Below are 21,425 nucleotides of genomic sequence, written 5' to 3'. Positions count from 1 at the left end.
GGAAACCCTGTGTCATCTGATACCTCCGATGCCCGCCCGCCCCACTCCGATTCGGAGACGCACAGCCACAGCGAGTCCGAGAACCCGGCCATCAGCTCGCCGAAGCCCAAAGCGCATGCACCACTGACGAATCAGGACTGGTGGCCCGAGCAGGTCGATGTCTCGGTGCTGCACAAGCAGTCGGAGAAGGCCAACCCGCTCGGCGCCGACTTCGACTATGCGGCCGAGTTCGCCAAGATCGACGTCGAGGCGCTCAAAGCCGACGTCCTGTCGGTGATCACCACGTCGCAGGACTGGTGGCCCGCCGACTACGGCAGCTATGCGGGCCTGTTCATCCGGATGAGCTGGCATGCGGCCGGCACCTACCGCATCTTCGACGGGCGGGGCGGAGGCGGCGAGGGTGCGCAGCGGTTCGCCCCGCTCAACAGCTGGCCGGACAACGCGAACCTGGACAAGGCGCGCCGGTTGCTGTGGCCGGTCAAGCAGAAGTACGGCAACAAGCTCTCCTGGGCTGACCTGATCGTGTACGCGGGCAACGTCGCGCTGGAGTCGGCCGACTTCGAGACGTTCGGCTTCGGGTTCGGTCGTGAAGACATCTGGGAGCCCGAGGAGATCCTCTACGGCCAGGAAGACACCTGGCTGGGTACGGACAAGCGCTACGGCGGCACCAACGACAGCGACACCAGGGAGCTGGCGCAGCCGTTCGGCGCCACGACGATGGGCCTGATCTACGTCAATCCCGAAGGGCCGGAAGGCAAGCCGGATCCGCTGGCGGCGGCGCACGACATCCGCGAGACCTTCGGCCGGATGGCGATGAACGACGAGGAGACCGCAGCGCTGATCGTCGGCGGGCACACGCTGGGTAAGACCCACGGCGCCGGGGACGGCGATCTGGTCGGACCCGAGCCCGAAGGCGCGCCGATCGAGCAGCAGGGGCTGGGCTGGAAATGCGCGTTCGCCTCGGGCAAGGCCGGTGACACCATCACCAGCGGTCTCGAGGTGGTCTGGACCGACAAGCCGACCAAGTGGAGCAACCGCTATCTGGAGATCCTCTATGGCAACGAGTGGGAACTGACCAAGAGCCCCGGTGGCGCGTGGCAATTCGAGGCCAAGGATGCCGAGGAGATCATCCCGGACCCGTTCGATGCGACGAAGAAGCGCAAGCCCACGATGCTCGTCACCGACGTGTCGATGCGCGTCGATCCGATCTACGGCGAGATCACCCGGCGGTGGTTGGACCATCCCGAAGAGCTCAACGACGCGTTCGCGCGGGCCTGGTACAAGCTGCTGCACCGCGACATGGGCCCCGTCAGCCGCTACCTCGGCCCGTGGGTGGCCGAACCCCAGCTGTGGCAGGACCCGGTACCGGCCGTGGACCACACACTGATCGATGAATCGGACATCGCGGCGCTCAAGACCACGATCCTGCAGTCCGACCTCTCGGTGCCGCAGTTGGTCAAGACCGCGTGGGCGTCGGCGTCCAGCTTCCGCGGCACCGACAAGCGCGGCGGAGCCAACGGGGCACGGGTGCGCCTTGAGCCGCAACGCAACTGGGAAGCCAACGAGCCTTCTGAACTGGACAAGGTGCTGCCCGTCCTGGAGAAGATCCAGCAGGATTTCAACGCGTCTGCGACGGGCGGCAAGAAGGTGTCGCTGGCAGATCTGATCGTGCTGGCGGGTTCCGCTGCGATCGAGAAGGCAGCCAAGGACGGCGGATACGAGATCAACGTCCATTTCGCACCGGGACGCACCGACGCGTCGCAGGAGAACACCGACGTGGAATCCTTCGCCGTGCTGGAGACGCAGGCCGACGGCTTCCGCAACTACGTGCGCCCCGGTGAAAAGGGACAGATCGAGAAGCTGCTCGTCGACAAGGCCTACTTCCTCAACCTGACGGCGCCGGAGATGACGGCGCTCGTCGGCGGCCTCCGGGTGATCGGCGCCAACCACGGCGGCACCAAGCACGGCGTCTTCACCCAAACGCCCGGCGCGTTGACGAACGACTTCTTCGTCAACCTGCTCGACATGGGCACGAAGTGGAAGTCGTCGGAGACAGTGGAAAACGTCTACGAGGGACTCGACCGCGCCAGCGGTGAACTCAAATGGACTGCCACGCCGAATGATCTTGTGTTCGGTTCGAATTCGGTGCTGCGGGCCGTCGCCGAGGTGTACGCGCAGGAGGACAACAAGGGCAAGTTCGTCGAGGACTTCGTCGCCGCGTGGGTGAAGGTCATGAACAACGATCGGTTCGATCTGCGGTGATTTGACGCGCTAGAGCCGGTTCTCAGGTCCGAGCAGCGCCCACACCGTCTTACCGCTCGCCATCGGGGTGCAACCCCATGATCGGCTCAATGCCGACACGATGGCGAGGCCGGAGATGGTGTGGGCGCCCGCCGGGGAAGTCTCGCGGCGCGCCGCCGGCGTGCTGCTCTCGTCACTGACCGCAACGGTGATGCGGTCCTCGATCGCCTCGAGGATGAGGGTGGGCTTGCTGCTGGTATGTTGCAGCGTGTTCTCGACGAGAATGGTGGCCACCGTGGGCGCCGTCACGACCATGTCGGGCATCTCCCACCATGTGAGCCACTGACCGAGCAGCCGGCGGGCGCACGGCACACAACCGAGGTCTGGCTCCAGGACAGCACTGGCACGCCTGCGAAAGGCGTGCCGGTCACCGACCGAACGCAGTGCGGCTTCGGCGTCCGCGTGGACCGGAACATAGCGCGTCGCGCCGCTGCGTGCGATGGCGGCACGCCCCGCCGGGTGGCGACAGACCAGGACCACCGGAACGTCCGGCCAGGTGTTGACGTGCCATCGTGCGCTCGTGAAGGCAGTCCAGGCCGTCTCGGCAGGAGCATGAAGATCGGTGACGTCGACGATGACTGCTGTGGGCTCGGCGAGCGCGGCCTTGATGACGCTGTCGCGAACTTCGCGATAGGTCGAGCTGTCCAGAGTCCCCGCGATTGTCAGCGTCGTGTGGCCGCCCGGAGACGTCGTCTCCGAGAGGCGGACATCACGTCGTTCACTCATCGCGGGGAATCGTCTTCCCTTCGGCAAGGGCAATCCGCTCCCGCAGGACCGCGAGAGCGCTGTCTGCTTCGGCGGCGAGCTCGGTGTAGCGTTCTCGCACACCGACTGAGACGGCCTTGACCGCCAATTGGTGAGCGAGACGGGATTTCTCCTGCAGACTGCGGATCGCGACTTGCAGTGCGCGGTGGACCTCGGTATCGCGCGCCGACAGCAACGCATCCGCGGTCCACGCATGGCCGATCTGGCATCGGTAGTAGCCGTCTCCGACCGACTGGAGGGATCCGCTGCAGTCAGGGCACACGAAACCTGAAGGGGGCCCCATCCCTTCGGCTTCGACTTCGCCGGCGAGCGGTTCTGCCAAAGCGATGCGATTCTCCAGGTCCATGTAGGGGTCGGGCAGGGTTGTGCGCCTCGCAGGGTCCTGCCGGGACAGCCGCTCCAAGGCGGCACCCACATCGGCCGCTCGCGTCGTCTCGTCGACTACGCCCGCACGCAATGCGTTGTGCGGCATGGCAGGAAACAGGGCGTCCTCAGGTGTCTGGCACAGTGTGGTGCCCCCGCGGGCACGGATCGCCGCCAGGCCGAGGACCCCGTCGTCGAGCACACCGGACAGCAGCACGCCGACCGCACGGGGACCGAAAGCTACCGCCACAGAACGGAACAGTGCGTTGAGCGCCGGCCGGTGCCCGTTCTCGGTGGGGCCGGTGGACAACACGATGGTGTGGTCCTGGGTGAGCAGGTGCCGTCCCGGCACAGCGACATAGATGCGGCCGGCTTCGAGCTTGTCACCGTCGCGCGCTGTCGCGGTGGGCAGCGGGCCCGCGCGATCGACGATCTGCGCGAGGACGCTGGGCCCGTGTCTGGGCAGATGCAGGGCCATCAGCACTGCATACGGCAGATCCGCCGGAAGCCCGGCGGCCACCTTCGACAGCGCCTCGACACCGCCGGCCGAACCACCGATCGCGACGACACGCCGCAACTCACGTGCTTGTGTTCCCGTCATCTGCTCACTGATACCCGGGGTTGGCGCACGTAACCGGCCCCGGGGAGTATCCGGCCGGCGAATGACAGCGGCCACATAGCGAAGCGCCCACCTGCCCGTCCGTTTGAACCTGCAACGGCGTGGCATTGCCTGACACGTCGGGGTGGTGGCTGTCTATGGGAGGCAACATGAAGATCGCGGTGGTGGGTGGTCCGGTCGGCGCTCGCGCGTCCTATTCGGTCGGGTCCGGTCGATACGACATCGCCAGACTGTCCACAGCCCTGGCCGGCCGCGGAAACGACGTGCGGATCTACACCGCCGACGGCGCCGGCGAAGTCCGCTCCGCCGGCCCGACGCTCACTCGCATACCGCTGAGCCGCGGGGACGTCGACTCCACAGACAGCCTCATGCCCTTCATCGGCGAGATGGCCCGACATCTGGTGGACGCGTGGTCGCGCGACCAACCTGACGTGGTGCACTGCCACGGCGTGTCCTACGGCATGGCCGCGCAACTTGCGGCGAACCGTTGGCCCGTCCCGACAGTGCAGGCCCTCCACGGGCTCGGCGCCACCGCACGCCGCCGGCGCCTCGGCAGGGCGCCCACCGACGCTGCGCTCAAACTCGAAAAGTTACTGGCGCGCAATGCCTCCGCTCTCACTGCTGACTGCACGGAGGACCTCGACGAACTCATGCGGATGGGTTGCGGTCGCACGAAGCTGTCCGTCCTGCCCCCAGGCGTGGACATCGATGACACGGCAGCTGCGGACACCTCGGGCCTGCACACGTCGGAGTCGCTTCGCGTGGTGGCCGTCGCCCGCGACTTCTCTCCGGCGCAGGGGCTGAGCTGCGTACTCAGACTTCTGCCCTCCCTACGGTCGGCCGAACTGACTCTGGTGTCGACCGATGACGACGATCCCACCGAAATCCTCTCCCTCGCCTCCGAATTCGGAGTCGCCGACCGCGTGCGGGTACTGGCAGGTGCCGGCGACGTACAGGTGGCGTCGCTGTTTCGATCTGCCGATGTGGTCGTGTGTCCGTCGGCCTATGAGCCGTCCGGCCGCACCGTTCTGGAGGCCATGGCCGCGGGGGCACCGGTGGTGGCATGTGCTTCGGGCGCCGCGGGCGACATGGTGATCGCCGACGTGACCGGACTACTCGTGCCGCCCAACAACAGGGAAGCGCTGGGCAGGGCTCTGCGACACGTCCTCAGCCAGAGCGTGCTGAGGCAGGGGATGGGATTGGCGGGCAGGTCCCGGGCACGGTCCCGGTACAGCTGGGATCGGGTTGCGACAGAGGCGGAGTTCATCTATTCGACGGCCCTGGCTCGCCACGGGTCGAAACATCGACTTCCACCCGTCGGAGTCGGGTAGCGGGCGCCTCAGCCGCACCCGAGTCGCCGCCCGCGGTGAGCTGCTCGCCGGTGACCTGGAAGTAGACCCGTCGCGCAATCTCCACGGCGTGGTCGGCGAAGCGTTCATAGAACCGGCCGACCAGCACCAGATCGGCGGCCGCTGCCGGGCCGTGCCGCCACTGCGGGTCGACGAGCCGGGCGAACAACTCCCGGTGCAGGTCGTTCATTCGGGCGTCGCCGTCGCAGACCCGCCGGGCCAGGGCCACGTCGCCGGTCTCCACGACCGAATGCACGAGTTCGGCGAGATCAATGGCCGTGAACGCCATATCGGTGAACAGGTCGTGGACCTCGTCGGGGACCACGGGCTCGGGGTGTCGGCGCCGCGCCGTGCGTGCCACGTTCGACGCCAGCCCTCCCATCCGGTCCGCGTCCGCGGCGATGTACAGCGAGGACACGACGACTCGAAGGTCGTGGGCGACAGGCGCCTGCAGTGCCAGAAGTCCGTAGGCGCGGTCGTGTACGGCGTTCCCGAGCCTGGTCAGGCGCTTGAGGTCGAACGCCACGCGATCGGTACTCGCCATGTCACCGCGGAGCAACGCCGCCGACGCCGATTGCATCAACGTCGAGGCCCGACCGCACATCGCCGCCAGATCGACGGTCAGCGATTCGAGGGTTTCATGGAATTCGTTGCGCATCGTTCCTGCCTGCGTGGAGTAGGGTTTCGAGCCGTTACCCTGCAGATGCGGCCTCAAACGCGAATAGTCCCGGGGACGCTTCCAGACGGCGAACGGACCACGCTTGACCCCACAGCCTGGCGAAGAATCGACGGAGACCTTCGAGGCTCTCTTGCGGTATGTCCGCGACGCGCGCGGCTTCGACTTCACCGGGTACAAACGCACGTCGTTGATGCGCCGCGTGCGTCACCGGATGGACCAGGCCGGCTTTTCGACGTTCGAGGAGTATCTCGACACGCTGCAGGCCAGCGCCGATGAATTCGCCGCTCTGTTCAACACCATCCTGATCAATGTCACCAGCTTCTTCCGCGACCCTCCGGCCTGGGAGTACGTGCGCGACGAGGTCGTCCCTGCCCTGCTCGCCGAACGCGGACCCAGCGACCCGATACGGGTATGGAGCGCCGGATGCGCCTCGGGGCAGGAGGCCTACACGCTGGCGATGATCCTCGCGGAGGCGATGGGGGTCGACGAATTTCGGCAACGCGTCAAGATCTACGCCACCGACGTCGACGAGGAGGCCCTCGCCGAGGCCCGTGCGGCAACCTATGAGGCCAAGGCGGTCGAGTCGGTCCCCGAGGATCTGCGAGATCGTTACTTCGAGTCCGTCAACGGTAGATACGTATTCCGCAAGGACCTGCGGCGTGCGGTGATCTTCGGCCGCAACGACCTTGTCAAGGACGCGCCGATCTCCCGGGTCGACCTGCTCGTGTGCCGAAACACGTTGATGTACTTGAACGCCGACACGCAGCGCAATGTGCTCAGCAGGCTGCATTTCGCGCTCGCCCCGCGCGGCGTGCTGTTTCTCGGACACGCTGAGATGTTGCTGAGTCACGCGGACCGTTTCTCGCCGCTGAACCTGAAGTACCGCTTCTTCCGCAAGGTGGCGTCGGTCGAAGACCACGGGACGCGGCATGCCGCGGTGCTGATGGCAGAGCGACAAGGCGATGTGTCCGGCCTGGCTTCGATCCGCGACCTTGCCTTCCGCGCCGGTCCGGTGGCTCAGATCGTCGTCACCGGCGATGACACCGTCGCCATGATCAACCAGCAGGCCGAGACCACGTTCGGGCTCTCAGCCCGTGACATCGGCAGGCTGCTGCGCGATCTGGACGTGTCGTACCGGCCCGTCGAACTGCGCTCCTACCTTGAACAGGCCAGGGTGGAGCGTCGATCGGCGCGGATCCAGGACGTGCAATGGCAGCGCCCCGGAGTCGACACCGTGTGGTTCGAGATCCACGTGAATCCCCTGGTGGACACCGAGAACGGGTTGCTCGGGATCTCGGTGGTGTTCTTCGACGTCACGTCGACACGCGCGCTGCTCGACAAGGTTGTCCACACCAACCGTCAACTCGAGACCGCTTACGAGGAACTGCAGTCCACCAACGAAGAGCTCGAGACCACCAACGAGGAACTCCAGTCGACGGTGGAGGAACTCGAGACCACCAACGAGGAGTTGCAGTCCACCAACGAAGAACTCGAGACCATGAACGAGGAGTTGCAGTCCACCAACGACGAACTCCACACGATCAACGATGCACTTCGCGAGCGAAGCATGGAACTGGACGAAGCGACGGACTTCGTCGAATCTCTGGTCAGCTCAATCCGATTGGGCCTCGCCGTGGTGGACCGCCAGATGCGCGTGGTCGTGTGGAACCGCGGCTGCGAGGAACTGTGGGGGCTGCGTTCCGATGAAGCCATCGGAAAGACCTTGACCGCCCTGGACATCGGACTTCCGACAGCCGAGGTCAAGCCCCTGATAGGCAAGGTGTTCGTCGACGCGGACGTGAGCGAAGAAGTCATCGTCGATGCGGTGAACCGCCGAGGCAGGGCGGCGCGTGTCAGGGTACTGGGCACGGCGTTTCGCTCCGCGGACGGTTCCGGAAACGGCGCGGTGCTGCTGATGGAAGTGGTCGGCCACTAGCCGTCAGGCGTCCAGGAGTTCGCGGGCGAATCTGAGGTCGGCGACGAGCGAGCGGAATGACTCGGCACGGGCGTCGGGCGGGCCGCGCAACACCGAGGACGGGTGGATGGTCACCACGACCCGTGCATCGCGCACCTTGCCCGGCGCCTCTTCCGGTGGCAGGTGCAGCACTTCCTGCCGGTGCTGAGTCAGTCGGAAGGCGTTGCCCAACAGCGATTTCGCGGCTGTAGCGCCAAGAAGTACCACGACCTCCGGCGCTACGGTGTCCAACTCGGCGAACAGCCATGGCCGGCACGCGACCACCTCGATGCGGCTGGGTGTCTTGTGGATTCGCCGCGTACCGCGCTCGGAGGGCACGAACTTGAAATGCTTCACCGCGTTCGTGACGTATACGGGCGTACGTTCGATGCCCGCCTCGTTCAGCGCCTTGTCCAGCAAGCGGCCGGCCGGACCCACGAACGGTTCGCCCGCGACATCCTCCCTGTCGCCGGGCTGCTCGCCGATGAGCATCATCGGCGCGCCCGCAGGACCCTTTCCGAACACGGTTTGGGTGGCTTGTTCGTAGAGGCCGCAGCCGCGACAGCCCTTGGCGGCATCGGCGAGCGTCTGCACATCATCGGTACTCGGGACGAAATCCGCCGCGGTGGTGGTCATGGCGACGGAATACCCGCATCAGCTGCGCGCATCCCGGTGTGCGTTGAGCAGGATGTGGTCGAGCCGGGATCTCGCGTCCGCGGACAGCGGCGCGGATGCCACCTCGAACACCAGCCGGTCGGCGATGGTGCGCAGTTTGACGTTGGTTTCCTGAGATCTCCACTTCAGGACGTCGAAGGCGCGGTCCTCGGAGACCCCGTACGCCATCCGGATCATGCCGACCGCCTGTTGAATCGCCGAGCGCTTCTCGTCGATGGTGGCCACATGCCTGGTCACCGACTCCTGCACGTCGGCGGTGAAGCCGTCTGTGATGTCGACATAGAAGCCGCTCGAACCGATGACCTCTCCCGCATCGTCGACGACACTGTCGCCTGCCACCACGACCCTGCGGACCTTGCCGCTGACGTCGACGATGCGGTGCTGACTGGAAAAGGCCACCCCCTCGTGGCGCACGCGGTCGATCAGCTCAGCAACAGCCGCTTTGTCGTCGGGATGCTTGTGGGAAAGCATGAGTTCGGTCGTCGGCTCGACCTCTCCCGGGGCGTAGCCATGCATTGCCGCCACCGCGTCGGACCAGAACCAGCGGTCCTCCGCGCGCAGATAGCTGAAGCTTCCCACCGTCACGAAACCTTCGGCCATGGGCGGCTTCTCGATGACCACGAGGGAAATTTATGTGGGTTTGCGTGTGCGGGGCAAACTATGACGCGCGTGTCCGACGGTGTTGGCCAGTTTGCGAAGGCGCACTGGACAAATCGCGCAAGCACGGCGACCCTCTCGGCCAGAAAGGGATGGGCACGCTCGATGGCCCCTCGCTAGCGCGCCAGCGTCTGGTGCGGACTCTCCCCGAACGTCTCTCGGTAGAGAACGGCGAACCGGCCGGTGTGGCCGAAACCCCACCGGGAGGCGGTCGCGCTCACCGTGGTCTGGGATCGGTGCGTGGTCAGCAGTTCCTGCCGGGCGGCGGCCAGGCGCAGACGCCGGATGTAGGCGGTCGGCGTGGTGTCGAGGTAGCGGCGAAAAAGGTATTGCACCGTCCGGGGTGTCGCATAGGCCTCGCGAGCCAGATCTCCGAGAGAGATCCGCCGCGATGGATCGGCCTCGATGTAGGTCAGCGCTGCGCGCAACGTCGACGGCAGCGGGTCCGGGTGCTCCTCCGGTGCGGTGCGATCCGGGGTGGAGGAAAATCCGGCGAGGACGGCATCCCTGAGCAGGTCGGTCAGGGAATCCGAGAGTGCTTCTGCCGTCGCGCCATCGCCGTTGTTGACCACGTCCGTGGCGTACGCGATGGTCCGTATGAGCAGAGTCGCGGCGCTCTGCGACCGAGGTGCCGACCAGGCCGGCGACGGTGCAGTGTGCGGCGCCGAAACGCGGAGGTGGACGATGGTCAGCCGGGTGTCGACAGTCTGCAGCGACACGCGGCCCGCGCCTGCTCTCAGGAGTCGCAGCTCGCCCTGCGATGCCGTAGCGACCTCATCCGGAGATTGCAGCACGAGCGTTCCTGCGTGCACCCAGATCACGGCGTCGTGCTCGACCTCGGCGATGGACAGGGTCGCATCACCGCAGTGCTCGGTCTGGTCGACGTGAAAACCCCTCGCCGAGTGCCGCACGTGCCGATAGCGGCCGGGCATGCCGAGACAGTCCAATTGTGCGCCGCTGCCGTAGCAGGCGTGCAGCTGCTCTCGAATGCGGACAGGATCATCGTCGGAAAATTCGGACCGCGCGAGATGCCGCGGCCGTTGAGATCTGGTCACCGAAGTGCGGGTTGACTACCGAAGTATCCGACTCCCGATGCACGTTACGACACAGGCGTCAGAGCCGCCGCCGGAAGTCAGAATCCGCAAGTCCACCAGCACCTTTCGTCCACAACGGCGTTATCGCGTCCCGCAGATGTTTACATACGGGCGCGAGTCGGCACAGCGCGTGAAACGAAAAGTTGCTATAGCACCTGTCCGAAAAGCGAACAGTCCCTGGTCGTTACGGGCCCGGGATGCGCAGGTGGAGGCCCGGCGTCTTCGCTGACTGACGTGTCAGCGTTTGCGGGACCTCCGACCCGGTGCGGCCTTGGTGCGCACCGGGGCCACGGCAGAGGCCATCACCGACTCGGCGCGCGCCCATACCCGGTGCAAACCGAGTGCGGCGAGCAGCTTCTCGCCGAAAGCGGACGAAACGTCGTCCGCCAGCACGACACCGGGATCGTCGAGGTTGATGTCCAGATTCTCCAGTGCCGTGCGGGCATCACCCCATGCGGCCAAAGGCTTGCAATGCCTGAGCATTTCGTGGAGCAGCACAGCCATCTTGATGTCGGCGCGTGCCAGCGCACCGCCGGCGACCACCACGGCGTCGAACTCTATCGACCGCGCTGTGTCGAACGTGCGCTCCACCACGAGCGTCCGCCTGCCCGACTTCAGTCGGCCCCCGGCCGGTGCCACGACCACAGGTACCACGCCCGCCTTGTCCAGTGCCTTCGCCAGTTTGGAGACACCGGAAAGGTCTGAGTCGTTGTCGGCGACGATCGCGACCTTGCGACCTGCGACAGGCCCCGGGGTCGTAACGACCTGCGACAGTGCGGGGGACAGCGTCACATCGGCGGGCGGACGGCCCTGCGGCGCGGGCAGCCCCAGGCCTTCTGCCACCTGCGCGCAGAGGTCGGCGTCGACATTGGCCAGCACCTCGAGCTGCCGCTCCTTGATCGCCTGTTCATAGCACTTGCCCAGCTCGAACGTGAATGCCTCTGCGATGTGGTCCTGTTCGACCTTGGTCAGCGAGCGGTAGAACATCGCCGGCTGGGTGAAGTGGTCATCGAACGATGCCGGCGCCACGCGGCCGACGCGGCCCTCGACAGGCCGCGGCGTTTGGACGTAGCCGCCCTCGTCGGCGTCGGCCACCAACGGTTCTCCGCCGTCGATACTGTTCGGGCGGTACGGCGCCTGTCCGGTGTGGATGGCGGTCTGGTGCATACCGTCGCGCAGCATGTCGTTGACCGGACAGCGGGGGCGGTTGATCGGCAGCTGGGTGAAATTCGGCCCGCCCAGCCGCGTCAACTGGGTGTCCAGGTACGAGAACAGTCGAGCCTGCATCAGCGGGTCGTTGGTGACCTCGATACCTGGGACGAGATTGCCGGTGTGGAACGCGACCTGCTCGGTCTCGGCGAAATAATTGGTCGGGTTGCGATCGAGGGTCAGCTTGCCGATCAACTGGACGGGCACGAGTTCCTCGGGGACGATCTTCGTCGGGTCGAGCAGGTCGATGCCCTCGTAGGTTTCGGTGCCGTCGTCAGGCATGACCTGGACGCCCAGTTCGTATTCGAGGGGAGCACCCGCCTCGATGCCGTCAGCCATATCGCGACGGTGGAAGTCGGGATCGAAGCCGGCGGCCAACTGGGCCTCTTCCCAGACCAGGGAGTGAACGCCTGCAACGGGTTTCCAGTGGAACTTGACCAGGCTCGTGTCCCCCTTGGCGTTCACGAGGCGGAAAGTGTGGACGCCGAACCCCTCCATCGTGCGGTAGGACCGCGGGATGCCCCGGTCGCTCATGTTCCAGAACACGTGATGCGTTGCCTCGGTGTGCAGCGATACGAAGTCCCAGAAGGTGTCGTGCGCCGACTGCGCCTGCGGGATCTCACGGTCCGGATGCGGCTTGCCCGCGTGGATCACATCGGGGAACTTGATGCCGTCCTGGATGAAGAACACTGGAATGTTGTTGCCCACCAGGTCGAAGACACCCTCGTCGGTGTAGAACTTGACCGCGAAGCCACGGGTGTCGCGCACGGTGTCCGCGGATCCACGAGATCCCAGCACCGTCGAGAATCGGCAGAAGACATCTGTCTTCGCCCCCTTCTTGGCCAGGAACGCGGCCCGGGTGATCGACGTGGCGTTGCCGTAAGCCTCGAAGACACCGTGCGCGGCAGCGCCTCTGGCGTGCACGACGCGCTCCGGGATGCGCTCGTGGTCGAAATGCGTGATCTTCTCCCGCAGATGGAAATCCTCCATCAGTGTGGGGCCGCGCGAGCCCGCCTTCAGCGAGTGGTCGGTGTCGGGCAGTCGGACGCCTTGCGCGGTGGTCAGGTAGCTGCCGGACTGGGCGCGCGGATCGTCCTGTTCTGCAGTGGCTTTCGTGGCGCCGGTCGGGCTGACGGCGGCAGGGGCGGACTGATCACGCTTGCGCGCAGCGGGCATCGGTACCTCCAGGGGCTCGGGCTGTGTGTGTCCTCGGCGCAATACCCGGAAGCGATCCGGCCAAACGCACCTAGTTCCTCGTGAAGAATTCTGCGGCCTTGGTTTTGATCGTCTGGTAGACGAGATGGCGGGCGTTGGGGTCCCCCTGCGCGACGGCCTGCGTCATGTTGAGCATCTGGTCGACGGTGACATGCGGCGGTATGGGAGGGACCTCAGGGTCGCAACGGACGTCGAGCAGGGTGGGTCCTGCGGCGCTTAAGGCCCAGTCCCACGCATCGCCCAGATCGGCTTCGCACTCGACGGTCATCGCATCCACACCCATCGCACGGGCTACTTCGGCGTAGCTGACCGCAGGCAGGCTCTGCGATTCCTCGAACTTCGGCGCCCCACCCATGGCGCGCAGTTCCCAGGTGACCTGGTTGAGGTCGCCGTTGCCGAACACACAGATGACGAACGGAAGCCCATCCCATTCCTGGCGATAGCGGTTGATCGTGAGCAGTTCGGCGAGACCGTTCATCTGCATGGCCCCGTCTCCGACGAGGGCGATGACGGGGCGATCGGGGTGCGCGAATTTGGCTCCCAGCCCGTAGGGCACCGCGCAGCCCATCGTGGCCAGCGTGCCGGAAACCGAACCCCGCACGCCGTCGGTGAACTTGACGCAGCGCGCGTACCAGGTCGTCGACGACCCTGAGTCGGCGGTCACGATGGCGTTGGCGGGCAACCGCCTCGACAACTCCCACGCCACTCTCATCGGGTTCACCGGCTGTGCGGAGGTCGTGGCTTGCTCTTCGACCACCGACCACCACCGCTGCACGTTCTTCTCGACGGTGTCTCGCCATGCCGTGTCGGTTCTGAGATGCAGATGTGGTTGCAGCGCAGCCAAAGTGGCGCGTGCGTCGGCGACGATGTTCAGTTCGGTCGGATAGCGCATCCCGATCGACGTCCCGTCGTCGTCGATCTGCACGGCGCGCGCCTGGCCGAACTCGGGAAGGAACTGCGTGTAGGGAAAATTCGAGCCGACGATCAGCAGGGTGTCGCAGTCGCGCATCAGCTCGTAGCTGGGACGCGTGCCGAGAAGTCCGATCGATCCCGTGACATAAGGCAGATCATCGGAGAGGACGTCCTTGCCCAGCAAGGCTTTTGCCACCCCGGCACCGGTCAGACGCGCGACCTCGGCGATCTCGGCCGCGGCGCCCCTGGCACCCTGGCCGATCAGGATCGCCACCCGCTCACCGGCGTTGAGAATCTCCGCCGCGCGCCGCACCTGCACGTCCGACGGCGTGATGACGCCGACGACATCGCCCGGATCGCTGGACGGAACGTGCTTGAACCGGTGCTCGGGGGGTTCGTATTCCTCCTCCTGCAGATCCGACGGCACGATCACCACGGTCGGAGCCCTGCGTGTCCTGGCGGTGCGGATGGCACGGTCGAGGACCGCCGGCAGCTGCGCGGACGCGTTGACCTCGACGATGTAGTCGCTGGCGACGTCGGCGAACAACGTCTGCAGGTCGACCTCCTGCTGATAACTGCCGCCCATGGCGGTGCGGGCGGTCTGGCCGATGAGGGCCACCACCGGAACGTGGTCGAGCTTGGCGTCATAGAGACCGTTGAGGAGATGGATGGCGCCGGGTCCCGAGGTGGCCATGCAGAAGCCGACCTCACCGGAGAACTTCGCGTAGCCGACGGCGGCGAAGGCCGCCATCTCCTCGTGCCGGGTCTGCACGAACTTCGGGTCGTCGTCGGCACGTCCCAGGGCGGAGATCAGACCGTTGATTCCATCACCGGGGTAGCCGAAGATGTGGGTCACGTTCCACTGGCGGAGGCGATCGAGGATGAAGTCGGCGACATCGGTGCTCATGCACGTGGCGGCTACCCCCCGAAAACCCGCCCAAACTCCGCAGGCGCCCGTGTCCCGCAGCGGGGTTGTCCGCCGGGTTGGGTAGGGTTCCGCGCGTGATCAGGTCTGGCGCGATCGTCTCTGGCGCACTCAAAGCCGTAAATGCCCGTCTCGCTGAGGAACTGGCGGTGGGGGAGAACCAGGTCGCCTCCGCGGTCCGACTACTCGACGAGGGCGCCACCGTGCCGTTCATCGCCCGCTACCGCAAGGAGGCGACCGGCAGCCTCGACGACGGACAATTGCGGTTGCTGGAGGAACGTCTCGGCTACCTGCGCGAGCTCGACGAGCGCCGAAACGCGGTGCTGACCTCCATCAAGGAGCAGGGCAAACTCACCGACGAGCTGACGGCTGCGCTGATGGCCGCCGACACCAAGGCGCGCGTCGAGGACATCTACCTCCCCTACAAGCCCAAACGCCGCACCAGGGCGCAGGCAGCCAGGGAGGCGGGGCTCGAGCCGCTGGCAGAGCGGTTGCTTGCCGACCCGACGACGATCCCCGACGAGGTGGCGGCCCAGTTCTTCTCCGGCGAGGTCACCGACGTGGCTGCGGCTCTCGACGGTGCGCGGCACATCATCGTCGAGCGGGCCGCAGAAGACGCCGAACTGGTGGGCGGGCTGCGCGAGCGGTTCTGGGAGCAGGGGTCGGTACGCACCAGGCCGGCCTCCGACGACGCGTCGGCCGCGGAGAAGGCGCAGAAGTTCCGCGACTACTTCGACCACACCGAACCGCTGGCGTCGATGCCGTCGCACCGTGTGCTCGCAGTGCTGCGCGGGGAGAAGGAGCAGGCGCTGTCGCTGACACTCGACGGTGGCGAGGATGCCGCATACCAGGCGATGATCGCCGACGCACTCGGCGTGGATCTGGCCGCAGGGGCCGCAGCCACGCCGTGGCTGGCGGCGACGGTCGGTTTCGCCTGGCGGACCAGGTTGTCGGTGTCGGCGTCCGTGGACGCCCGTGTCCGGCTGCGCATGCGCGCCGAGGAAGACGCCGTCACGGTGTTCGCCAAGAACCTCAAGGATCTGCTGCTCGCGGCGCCTGCGGGCAACCGCACCACGATGGGCCTGGACCCCGGGTTCCGGACCGGTGTGAAGGTCGCTGTCGTCGACGGTACGGGCAAGGTCGTCGACACGTGCGCGATCTTCCCGCACCAGCCGCAGAAGCAGTGGGATGCGGCCAAGGCCACGCTGGCCGCGTTCGTCGCGCGCCACGGCGTCGAGTTGATCGCGATCGGCAACGGCACCGCATCTCGCGAAACCGATGCGCTGGCAACTGAATTGATCTTCGAGATCCGGCACTCGGGCGCGGCGGCGCCTGCCAAGGCGATCGTGAGCGAGGCGGGGGCTTCGGTGTACTCCGCGTCTGCCTACGCGGCGCACGAGCTGCCCGAACTCGACGTCACGTTGCGCGGCGCGGTGTCGATAGCCCGGCGGCTACAGGATCCGCTGGCCGAACTGGTCAAGATCGAGCCCAAGTCCATCGGTGTGGGCCAGTACCAACACGACGTGGCGCCGGGCACCCTGGCCAGGAGCCTGGGTGCGGTCGTCGAGGATGCGGTCAACGCAGTCGGTGTCGATCTGAACACCGCCTCGGTTCCGTTGCTGTCCCGCGTTTCCGGTATCACCGAATCGCTGGCCGAGGCGATCGTCGCCCACCGCGACAAAGCGGGCCGGTTCCACAACCGTCGTGCGTTGCTCGACGTTCCGCGGCTGGGTCCCAAAGCTTTCGAACAGTGCGCGGGGTTCCTGCGAATCCGCGACGGCGAGGATCCGCTCGACGCGTCCGGGGTGCACCCGGAGTCCTATCCCGTGGTCCGACGCATCCTCGACCGGGCGGGGGTGACGCTGGGCGAGATCATCGGCAACGAACGCGCCCTGCGCTCCCTGCGGCCCGCGGACTTCGCCGACGACCGGTTCGGCGTCCCCACCGTCACCGACATCCTCGGCGAGCTCGAAAAGCCCGGGCGGGACCCGCGCCCGGCATTCACCACCGCCACGTTCGCGGCAGGGGTGGAGAAGGTCGCCGATCTGAAGGCGGGCATGGTCCTGGAAGGGGTCGTCACGAATGTCGCCGCGTTCGGGGCGTTCGTCGACGTGGGCGTGCACCAGGATGGACTCGTGCACGTCTCCGCGATGGCCGACCGCTACGTCTCCGACCCGCATGAAGTGGTGCGCTCGGGTCAGGTGGTGCGCGTCAAGGTCGTCGACGTCGATGTCGAGCGACAGCGGATCGGGCTGACACTTCGGCTCAACGACGAGGCCACACCGGCGCGCTCGCCCCGCAAGGGCGAGCGGCCCCGCAGCGCCCCGCGAAAACCGCAGCGCGGCAGCAACTCCGGCAGTAGTGACGCGAAACGCGCCGGCGGATCGATGGCGCAGGCGCTGCGCGACGCCGGCTTCGGACGATGACCTCGGCGGCGCGGCGGATCACGACGGCTCAGGTCGTCGCGGTCGCCACCTGCGCCGTCGCGCTGCTCGGCTGCACACGCCACGTCGACCGGCCTCAGGCCAGGCCCGAGGCCCTTGCTGCGCCGATCACCACACTCCAGGTGGTGGACCTGCTCAGCCCCAAGGTGATCGGGGAGGACGGCAACCTGTTCGTCGTCGCAGAACCGGAGCGCTGCGCCGGCCTCGGCCGCGAAGTCGACCCGCCCTTCATCAAGACGGGCCGGCCCCTCGCCACCGACGGCGGCCACTGGACCACCGACGACGGGCAGTACTTCGTGGAGGAGATGGTTGCGGTGTACCGCGCGGAGTTCGATCCGGCCGCCGCACTGCAATCGGTGCAGGACACCCTCGCCGACTGCGACGGCACCATGCTGTCGGTCACCACGATGCAGGACCGGGTCTACGACTTCGAGATACAGACCTCGGCCGGCGAAGGGCCGGAGGGCAGCGTGCTGTGGTCCCTGAGGGCATCTGACTGGAACTGCGACAACCTGTTCGTCGCCGCCCACAACGCGGCCGTCGAAATCACCACGTGCGGCGCCACCCCGGGCTTTGACGTCGCCGGCCTCGCCGAGGAGGCCCACGAGCGCATCGAAAGGCTCGCCAACACCACGGCGTAGTCAGGCCTCGAGCTCGGCCCGAGAGCTGTCCTTGAGGTCGACGCCCGACCGTCCCAGCCTGCGCGCGCCGGTCACCAATGCCGCAGCGGTGCGCGCGGCGGCGGCATAGCCGAGGCCGCCGGGTGGATGGATGTTGGAAATGCAGTTGCGGTCCGCGTCTTTGCGGCCGGGCCGGGGCAGGTGGGTCAGGTAGATGCCGAGACTGTCGGCGACCGACAGACCGGGACGTTCCCCGATCACCATCAACAGCGTGGACACGCCCAGGGCGGCCCCGATGTGGTCCCCGAGAGCGACCCTCGCCTGTGTGGCGATCACCGGCGGCGCCACCCGGTAGGCGTCGCCGAATTCGCGGGCCAGCGCGGCGAGCAGGTTGGCGCCGTGGTCGGCCAGGGCCCGCGGCGACAGACCGTCGGCGAGCACGATGCCGATGTCGCCACCCGAGTTCTCCACGGTGCCCACATCGTGGGGGATCCGTCCCAGATCGGGGCGCCGCAGATACTCGCTGCGGTTCTCGACGCGGCTGCGCACATGGGCCGGTGCCCCCAGCCCGACGGCTTCGACGTCGGCAGCGAGAGCCTGCACATCCAGCGCCACGTGCACGGCGTCGCGCGCCGCCGAATGTGCCGCCTTGAACTCCAGCACCCTGCGCGACGGCAACGCGTTGCCGGTGCGGCCCAGCCCGATTCGCGCCTGAGTGCTCTGCCGCAGCGGAGTCCACACGTCGTCGGCGGGGAGATGGCGTTCGGCGGTCACTGGCCCGACGCCAGGGCGAGCAGCGGAGATCGAGCGGGATCGACCGGAAGGACGCGGCCATCGTCGTCGGCCATACCAAGCCGTGCCAACCAGGCCTCGAACTCCGGGGCAGGGCGGAGCCCGAGAGCCTTCCTGACGTAGAGCGCGTCGTGGAACGCCAGGCTCTGGTAGCCGAGCATGACGTCATCGGCGCCGGGCACGGTGATGACGAACGCGGCGCCGGCCACCCCGAGAAGGGTGAGCAAGTTGTCCATGTCGTCCTGGTCGGCCTCGGCATGGTTGGTGTAGCAGACGTCCACCCCCATCGGCAGCCCGAGGAGCTTGCCGCAGAAGTGATCCTCCAGGCCCGCCCTGACGATCTGCTTCCCGTCATAGAGGTATTCGGGCCCGATGAAGCCGACGACGGTGTTGACGAGCAGGGGGTTCAGCGCGCGGGCGACCGCGTAGGCCCTGGTTTCCAGGGTCTGCTGGTCGACAGGTTTTCCGCCGGTGCCCAGATGTGCACCGGCTGACAATGCCGATCCCTGCCCGGTCTCCAGATACATGACGTTGTCGCCGACGGTTCCGCGGCCCAGCGAGCGACCTGCCGCGTCGGCCTCGCGCAACATCGCAAGTGTCACACCGAAACTCGCGTTGGCGCCCTGTGTTCCGGCGATGGACTGGAACACCAGGTCCACCGGGGCGCCCCGCTCGATGAGGTCGATCGTCGTCGTGACGTGGGTCAGGACGCACGATTGCATCGGGATGTCGAACCGCTGGCGGATCTCGTCCAGCAGATGCAGCAGATCCGACGTCGCGTGGGGTGAGTCGGTGGCCGGGTTGATACCGATGACCGCATCGCCGCACCCCATCAGCAGACCGTCGAGTGTTGCCGCGGCGATGCCGCGCGGATCGTCGGTCGGATGGTTGGGCTGCAGCCGGGTGGCCAGCGTGCCGGGGACGCCGATCGACGTGCGGAACGCCGCTCGGACCGTCGTCGCTGCGGCGACGGCGATCAGATCCTGGTTGCGCATGATCTTCGACACCGCAGCCACCATCTCGGGGGTCAGCCCCGTGGTGACCGCCGCGATCCGCTCGGCACCATCCCCACGAGATGCGCTGTCCAGCAACCAATCCCGGAAACCACCCACGGTCAGATGTGCGATCGGCGCGAACGCCTGCCGGTCATGGCTGTCGATGATCAGCCGGGTGACGTCGTCGGTCTCGTAGGGGACGACCTGCTCGTCGAGAAACGTCGCCAACGGAAGGTCGGCGAGAACCCATGCCGCGGCAGCTCTTTCGGCATCGGACTCGGCAGCACACCCGGCCAGCTCGTCACCGGACCGCAGCGGCGTCGCCTTGGCCATCACGTCGACCAGCCCGTCGAACTGATAGGTGTGCCCGGAGACCTGCTGGCAATAGGTCACCTGAGGTCGTCCTCGGCGGCGGCGAGGGCGGCGAATTCCTCGTCGGGGGAGTTGGCGACCAGGCGGTGCCTGCTGTAAAGCCCGAAGTACGCCATGAAAAGCGCGAACACGACCAGGCAGCACAGCGCGGCAACGTGGTCGACGAGGAAGGTCGCGATCACCGCCAACACTGCCACCACCAGCGCGAAACCTGTGGTGACGATCCCGCCGGGGGTGCGGTAGGGCCGCCGCATGTCGGGCTCACGCCTGCGCAGCACGATGTGGCTGACCATCATCAGCACGTAACTCAGCGCAGCGCCGAAGACCGCCATGTTCAGCAGCAGCGCACCCTGACCGGTCAACGACAACCCGAACCCGATGAGGCCGGGCACGATCAGCGCCAAGGTGGGCGCCTTGCGGGAGTTGGTCACCGACAGCACGGTCGGCAGATAGCCGGCGCGCGAGAGTGCGAAGAGCTGCCGTGAGTAGGCGTAGATGATCGAGAAGAAGCTGGCGATCAGCCCGGCCAGTCCGATGTAGTTGACGACCTTGGCCCACACGCTGTCTCCGAGCGCCTCGACGAGGGGATTGCCGGACTCCGACATTGCCGTCGCGCCTCCTGCGCCGGTCGTCAGGACGAGGACGGCGACGCAGGTGACCAGAAGCACCGCCATCGCGGCGATGATGCCCCGAGGCACATTGCGTTCCGGCCGGTCGGTTTCCTCGGCCGCCAGCGGCACGCCTTCGATCGCGAGGAAGAACCAGATCGCGAACGGGATGGCAGCCCACACGCCGAGCAGGCCGAACGGCAGAAGCGAGGACGCCCCTGCCGCGTCGGTGACGGCGATGTCGGTGAGGTTGGCCGCGTCGAACCGGCCCACGGCGGCGACGGCGAAGACGATGAGCCCCACCAGGGCGATCGCCGTGATGACGAACATGACCTTCAGCGCTTCACCGACACCGGACAGGTGGATGCCGATGAAGATCGCGTACGCGGCGAGGTACACCCACCAGCCGTCGGCGATGCCGAAGAGGCCGAGGGACTCGACGTAGGCGCCGATGAAGGTGGCGATGGCGGCCGGTGCGATCGCGTACTCGATCAGGATCGCGGTTCCGGTGGCGAAACCGCCCCACGGCCCGAGTGCACGCCGCGCAAAGGTGTAGCCGCCGCCTGCGGCGGGCAGTGCCGAGGACAGCTCGGCCATACCGAGCACCAGGGCCAGATACATTCCGGCGATGATCACGGCGGCGATCGCCAGACCGCCGAAACCACCCTCGGCGAGACCGAAATTCCAGCCGGAGTAGTCGCCGGAGATGACGTAGCTGACGCCGAGCCCTGCGAGGAGCACCCAGCCTGCGGTGCCCCGCTTCAGCTGCCGCTTCTCCAGATAGGTGTCGGTTTCCCGGTGTTCTTCGATGCCGCTCACAGATCTCCCTTCCTCGATGTGACCCAGAACACTAGCGTGCCGTGGGTTGCGTCGACGT

16 protein-coding genes are annotated in these 21,425 nt (G+C 66.8%); 5 read left to right on the top strand and 11 right to left on the bottom strand.

All coding sequences use genetic code 11. The features are described from left to right. Nucleotides 1–9 precede the first annotated feature (9 nt). Entirely contained in the window at nt 10–2,262 is a 2,253-nt protein-coding gene (gene katG, locus ACAG24_RS23300) for a catalase/peroxidase HPI (RefSeq protein WP_370474751.1), read from the top strand. A gap of 9 nt (nt 2,263–2,271) precedes the next feature. On the opposite strand, the gene ACAG24_RS23295 is transcribed toward katG, so the two are convergent. Both ACAG24_RS23295 and ACAG24_RS23290 read right to left on the bottom strand, forming a co-directional pair. Continuing rightward, entirely contained in the window at nt 2,272–3,027 is a 756-nt protein-coding gene (locus ACAG24_RS23295) for an STAS domain-containing protein (RefSeq protein WP_370474750.1), read from the bottom strand. Continuing rightward, a complete protein-coding gene (locus ACAG24_RS23290; protein ID WP_370474749.1) occupies nt 3,020–4,030 on the bottom strand; it encodes a chemotaxis protein CheB in 1,011 nt (336 codons plus the stop codon). The genes ACAG24_RS23295 and ACAG24_RS23290 overlap by 8 nt, the downstream gene beginning before the upstream one ends. Nucleotides 4,031–4,149: 119 nt before the next feature. Between ACAG24_RS23290 and ACAG24_RS23285 the strand changes: the two genes are divergently transcribed. Further along, the gene (locus tag ACAG24_RS23285) at nt 4,150–5,379 is read left to right on the top strand and encodes a glycosyltransferase (protein WP_370474748.1); all 1,230 of its coding nucleotides are present in this window, start codon (nt 4,150–4,152) and stop codon (nt 5,377–5,379) included. On the opposite strand, the gene phoU is transcribed toward ACAG24_RS23285, so the two are convergent. After that, nucleotides 5,312–6,055 (bottom strand): phosphate signaling complex protein PhoU, encoded by a 744-nt coding sequence (gene phoU, locus ACAG24_RS23280; RefSeq protein ID WP_370474747.1) that lies wholly within the window; start codon nt 6,053–6,055, stop codon nt 5,312–5,314. The genes ACAG24_RS23285 and phoU overlap by 68 nt on opposite strands. A 103-nt stretch (nt 6,056–6,158) precedes the next feature. Between phoU and ACAG24_RS23275 the strand changes: the two genes are divergently transcribed. Next, nucleotides 6,159–8,012 (top strand): CheR family methyltransferase, encoded by a 1,854-nt coding sequence (locus ACAG24_RS23275; protein ID WP_370474746.1) that lies wholly within the window; start codon nt 6,159–6,161, stop codon nt 8,010–8,012. A 3-nt stretch (nt 8,013–8,015) separates the two neighbouring features. Here ACAG24_RS23275 and ACAG24_RS23270 read toward each other — a convergent pair whose 3' ends face one another. From ACAG24_RS23270 to ACAG24_RS23250, 5 genes are all read right to left on the bottom strand, one after another. After that, nucleotides 8,016–8,666 carry a UdgX family uracil-DNA binding protein gene (locus ACAG24_RS23270; protein WP_370474745.1) on the bottom strand — a complete coding sequence of 217 codons (651 nt, stop codon included), beginning with the start codon at nt 8,664–8,666 and terminating at the stop codon, nt 8,016–8,018. Between the two features lie 18 nt (nt 8,667–8,684). Next, on the bottom strand, nt 8,685–9,305 hold the full coding sequence (locus ACAG24_RS23265) for a PAS and ANTAR domain-containing protein (RefSeq protein ID WP_370474788.1): 621 nt from the start codon (nt 9,303–9,305) through the stop codon (nt 8,685–8,687). A 173-nt stretch (nt 9,306–9,478) separates the two neighbouring features. Continuing rightward, nucleotides 9,479–10,294, bottom strand: coding sequence for an AraC family transcriptional regulator (locus ACAG24_RS23260; RefSeq protein ID WP_370474744.1), 816 nt, complete (start codon nt 10,292–10,294; stop codon nt 9,479–9,481). A gap of 399 nt (nt 10,295–10,693) precedes the next feature. Beyond that, nucleotides 10,694–12,841, bottom strand: a complete 2,148-nt coding sequence (locus ACAG24_RS23255; RefSeq protein ID WP_370474743.1) for a catalase — start codon at nt 12,839–12,841, stop codon at nt 10,694–10,696. Between the two features lie 70 nt (nt 12,842–12,911). Further along, a complete protein-coding gene (locus ACAG24_RS23250) occupies nt 12,912–14,699 on the bottom strand; it encodes a thiamine pyrophosphate-requiring protein (RefSeq protein WP_370474742.1) in 1,788 nt (595 codons plus the stop codon). Between the two features lie 95 nt (nt 14,700–14,794). On the opposite strand from ACAG24_RS23250, the gene ACAG24_RS23245 reads away from it, so the two are divergent. Next, nucleotides 14,795–17,143 (top strand): Tex family protein, encoded by a 2,349-nt coding sequence (locus ACAG24_RS23245; RefSeq protein WP_370474741.1) that lies wholly within the window; start codon nt 14,795–14,797, stop codon nt 17,141–17,143. After that, nucleotides 17,140–17,802, top strand: coding sequence for a sensor domain-containing protein (locus ACAG24_RS23240; protein WP_370474740.1), 663 nt, complete (start codon nt 17,140–17,142; stop codon nt 17,800–17,802). Before ACAG24_RS23245 ends, ACAG24_RS23240 begins: the two co-directional genes overlap by 4 nt. Here ACAG24_RS23240 and eutC read toward each other — a convergent pair whose 3' ends face one another. From eutC to eat, 3 genes are read right to left on the bottom strand one after another with little or no spacing between them, the layout of a single operon-like run. Beyond that, nucleotides 17,803–18,555 carry an ethanolamine ammonia-lyase subunit EutC gene (eutC, locus tag ACAG24_RS23235; protein ID WP_370474739.1) on the bottom strand — a complete coding sequence of 251 codons (753 nt, stop codon included), beginning with the start codon at nt 18,553–18,555 and terminating at the stop codon, nt 17,803–17,805. Continuing rightward, nucleotides 18,552–19,961 (bottom strand): ethanolamine ammonia-lyase subunit EutB, encoded by a 1,410-nt coding sequence (locus ACAG24_RS23230; protein ID WP_370474738.1) that lies wholly within the window; start codon nt 19,959–19,961, stop codon nt 18,552–18,554. Before ACAG24_RS23230 ends, eutC begins: the two co-directional genes overlap by 4 nt. Then, nucleotides 19,958–21,367 carry an ethanolamine permease gene (gene eat, locus ACAG24_RS23225; protein WP_370474737.1) on the bottom strand — a complete coding sequence of 470 codons (1,410 nt, stop codon included), beginning with the start codon at nt 21,365–21,367 and terminating at the stop codon, nt 19,958–19,960. The genes ACAG24_RS23230 and eat overlap by 4 nt, the downstream gene beginning before the upstream one ends. Nucleotides 21,368–21,425 lie beyond the last annotated feature (58 nt).

This window comes from Mycobacterium bulgaricum (genome assembly GCF_041287165.2).
Taxonomy (GTDB): domain Bacteria; phylum Actinomycetota; class Actinomycetes; order Mycobacteriales; family Mycobacteriaceae; genus Mycobacterium; species Mycobacterium bulgaricum.
The sequence above is the reverse complement of the archived record's forward strand: the minus strand, read 5'-3'. Positions and strand labels throughout refer to the sequence as shown.

What these genes read in the sequence shown, in the direction of transcription:
- phoU (WP_370474747.1), bottom strand. Translation starts at nt 6,055, where the DNA reads ATGCGCAACGAATTCCATGAAACCCTCGAATCGCTGACCGTCGATCTG.
- ACAG24_RS23270 (WP_370474745.1), bottom strand. Translation starts at nt 8,666, where the DNA reads ATGACCACCACCGCGGCGGATTTCGTCCCGAGTACCGATGATGTGCAG.
- ACAG24_RS23295 (WP_370474750.1), bottom strand. Translation starts at nt 3,027, where the DNA reads ATGAGTGAACGACGTGATGTCCGCCTCTCGGAGACGACGTCTCCGGGC.
- ACAG24_RS23290 (WP_370474749.1), bottom strand. Translation starts at nt 4,030, where the DNA reads ATGACGGGAACACAAGCACGTGAGTTGCGGCGTGTCGTCGCGATCGGT.
- ACAG24_RS23250 (WP_370474742.1), bottom strand. Translation starts at nt 14,699, where the DNA reads ATGAGCACCGATGTCGCCGACTTCATCCTCGATCGCCTCCGCCAGTGG.
- ACAG24_RS23260 (WP_370474744.1), bottom strand. Translation starts at nt 10,294, where the DNA reads ATGCCCGGCCGCTATCGGCACGTGCGGCACTCGGCGAGGGGTTTTCAC.
- ACAG24_RS23255 (WP_370474743.1), bottom strand. Translation starts at nt 12,841, where the DNA reads ATGCCCGCTGCGCGCAAGCGTGATCAGTCCGCCCCTGCCGCCGTCAGC.
- ACAG24_RS23240 (WP_370474740.1), top strand. Translation starts at nt 17,140, where the DNA reads ATGACCTCGGCGGCGCGGCGGATCACGACGGCTCAGGTCGTCGCGGTC.
- ACAG24_RS23265 (WP_370474788.1), bottom strand. Translation starts at nt 9,305, where the DNA reads ATGGCCGAAGGTTTCGTGACGGTGGGAAGCTTCAGCTATCTGCGCGCG.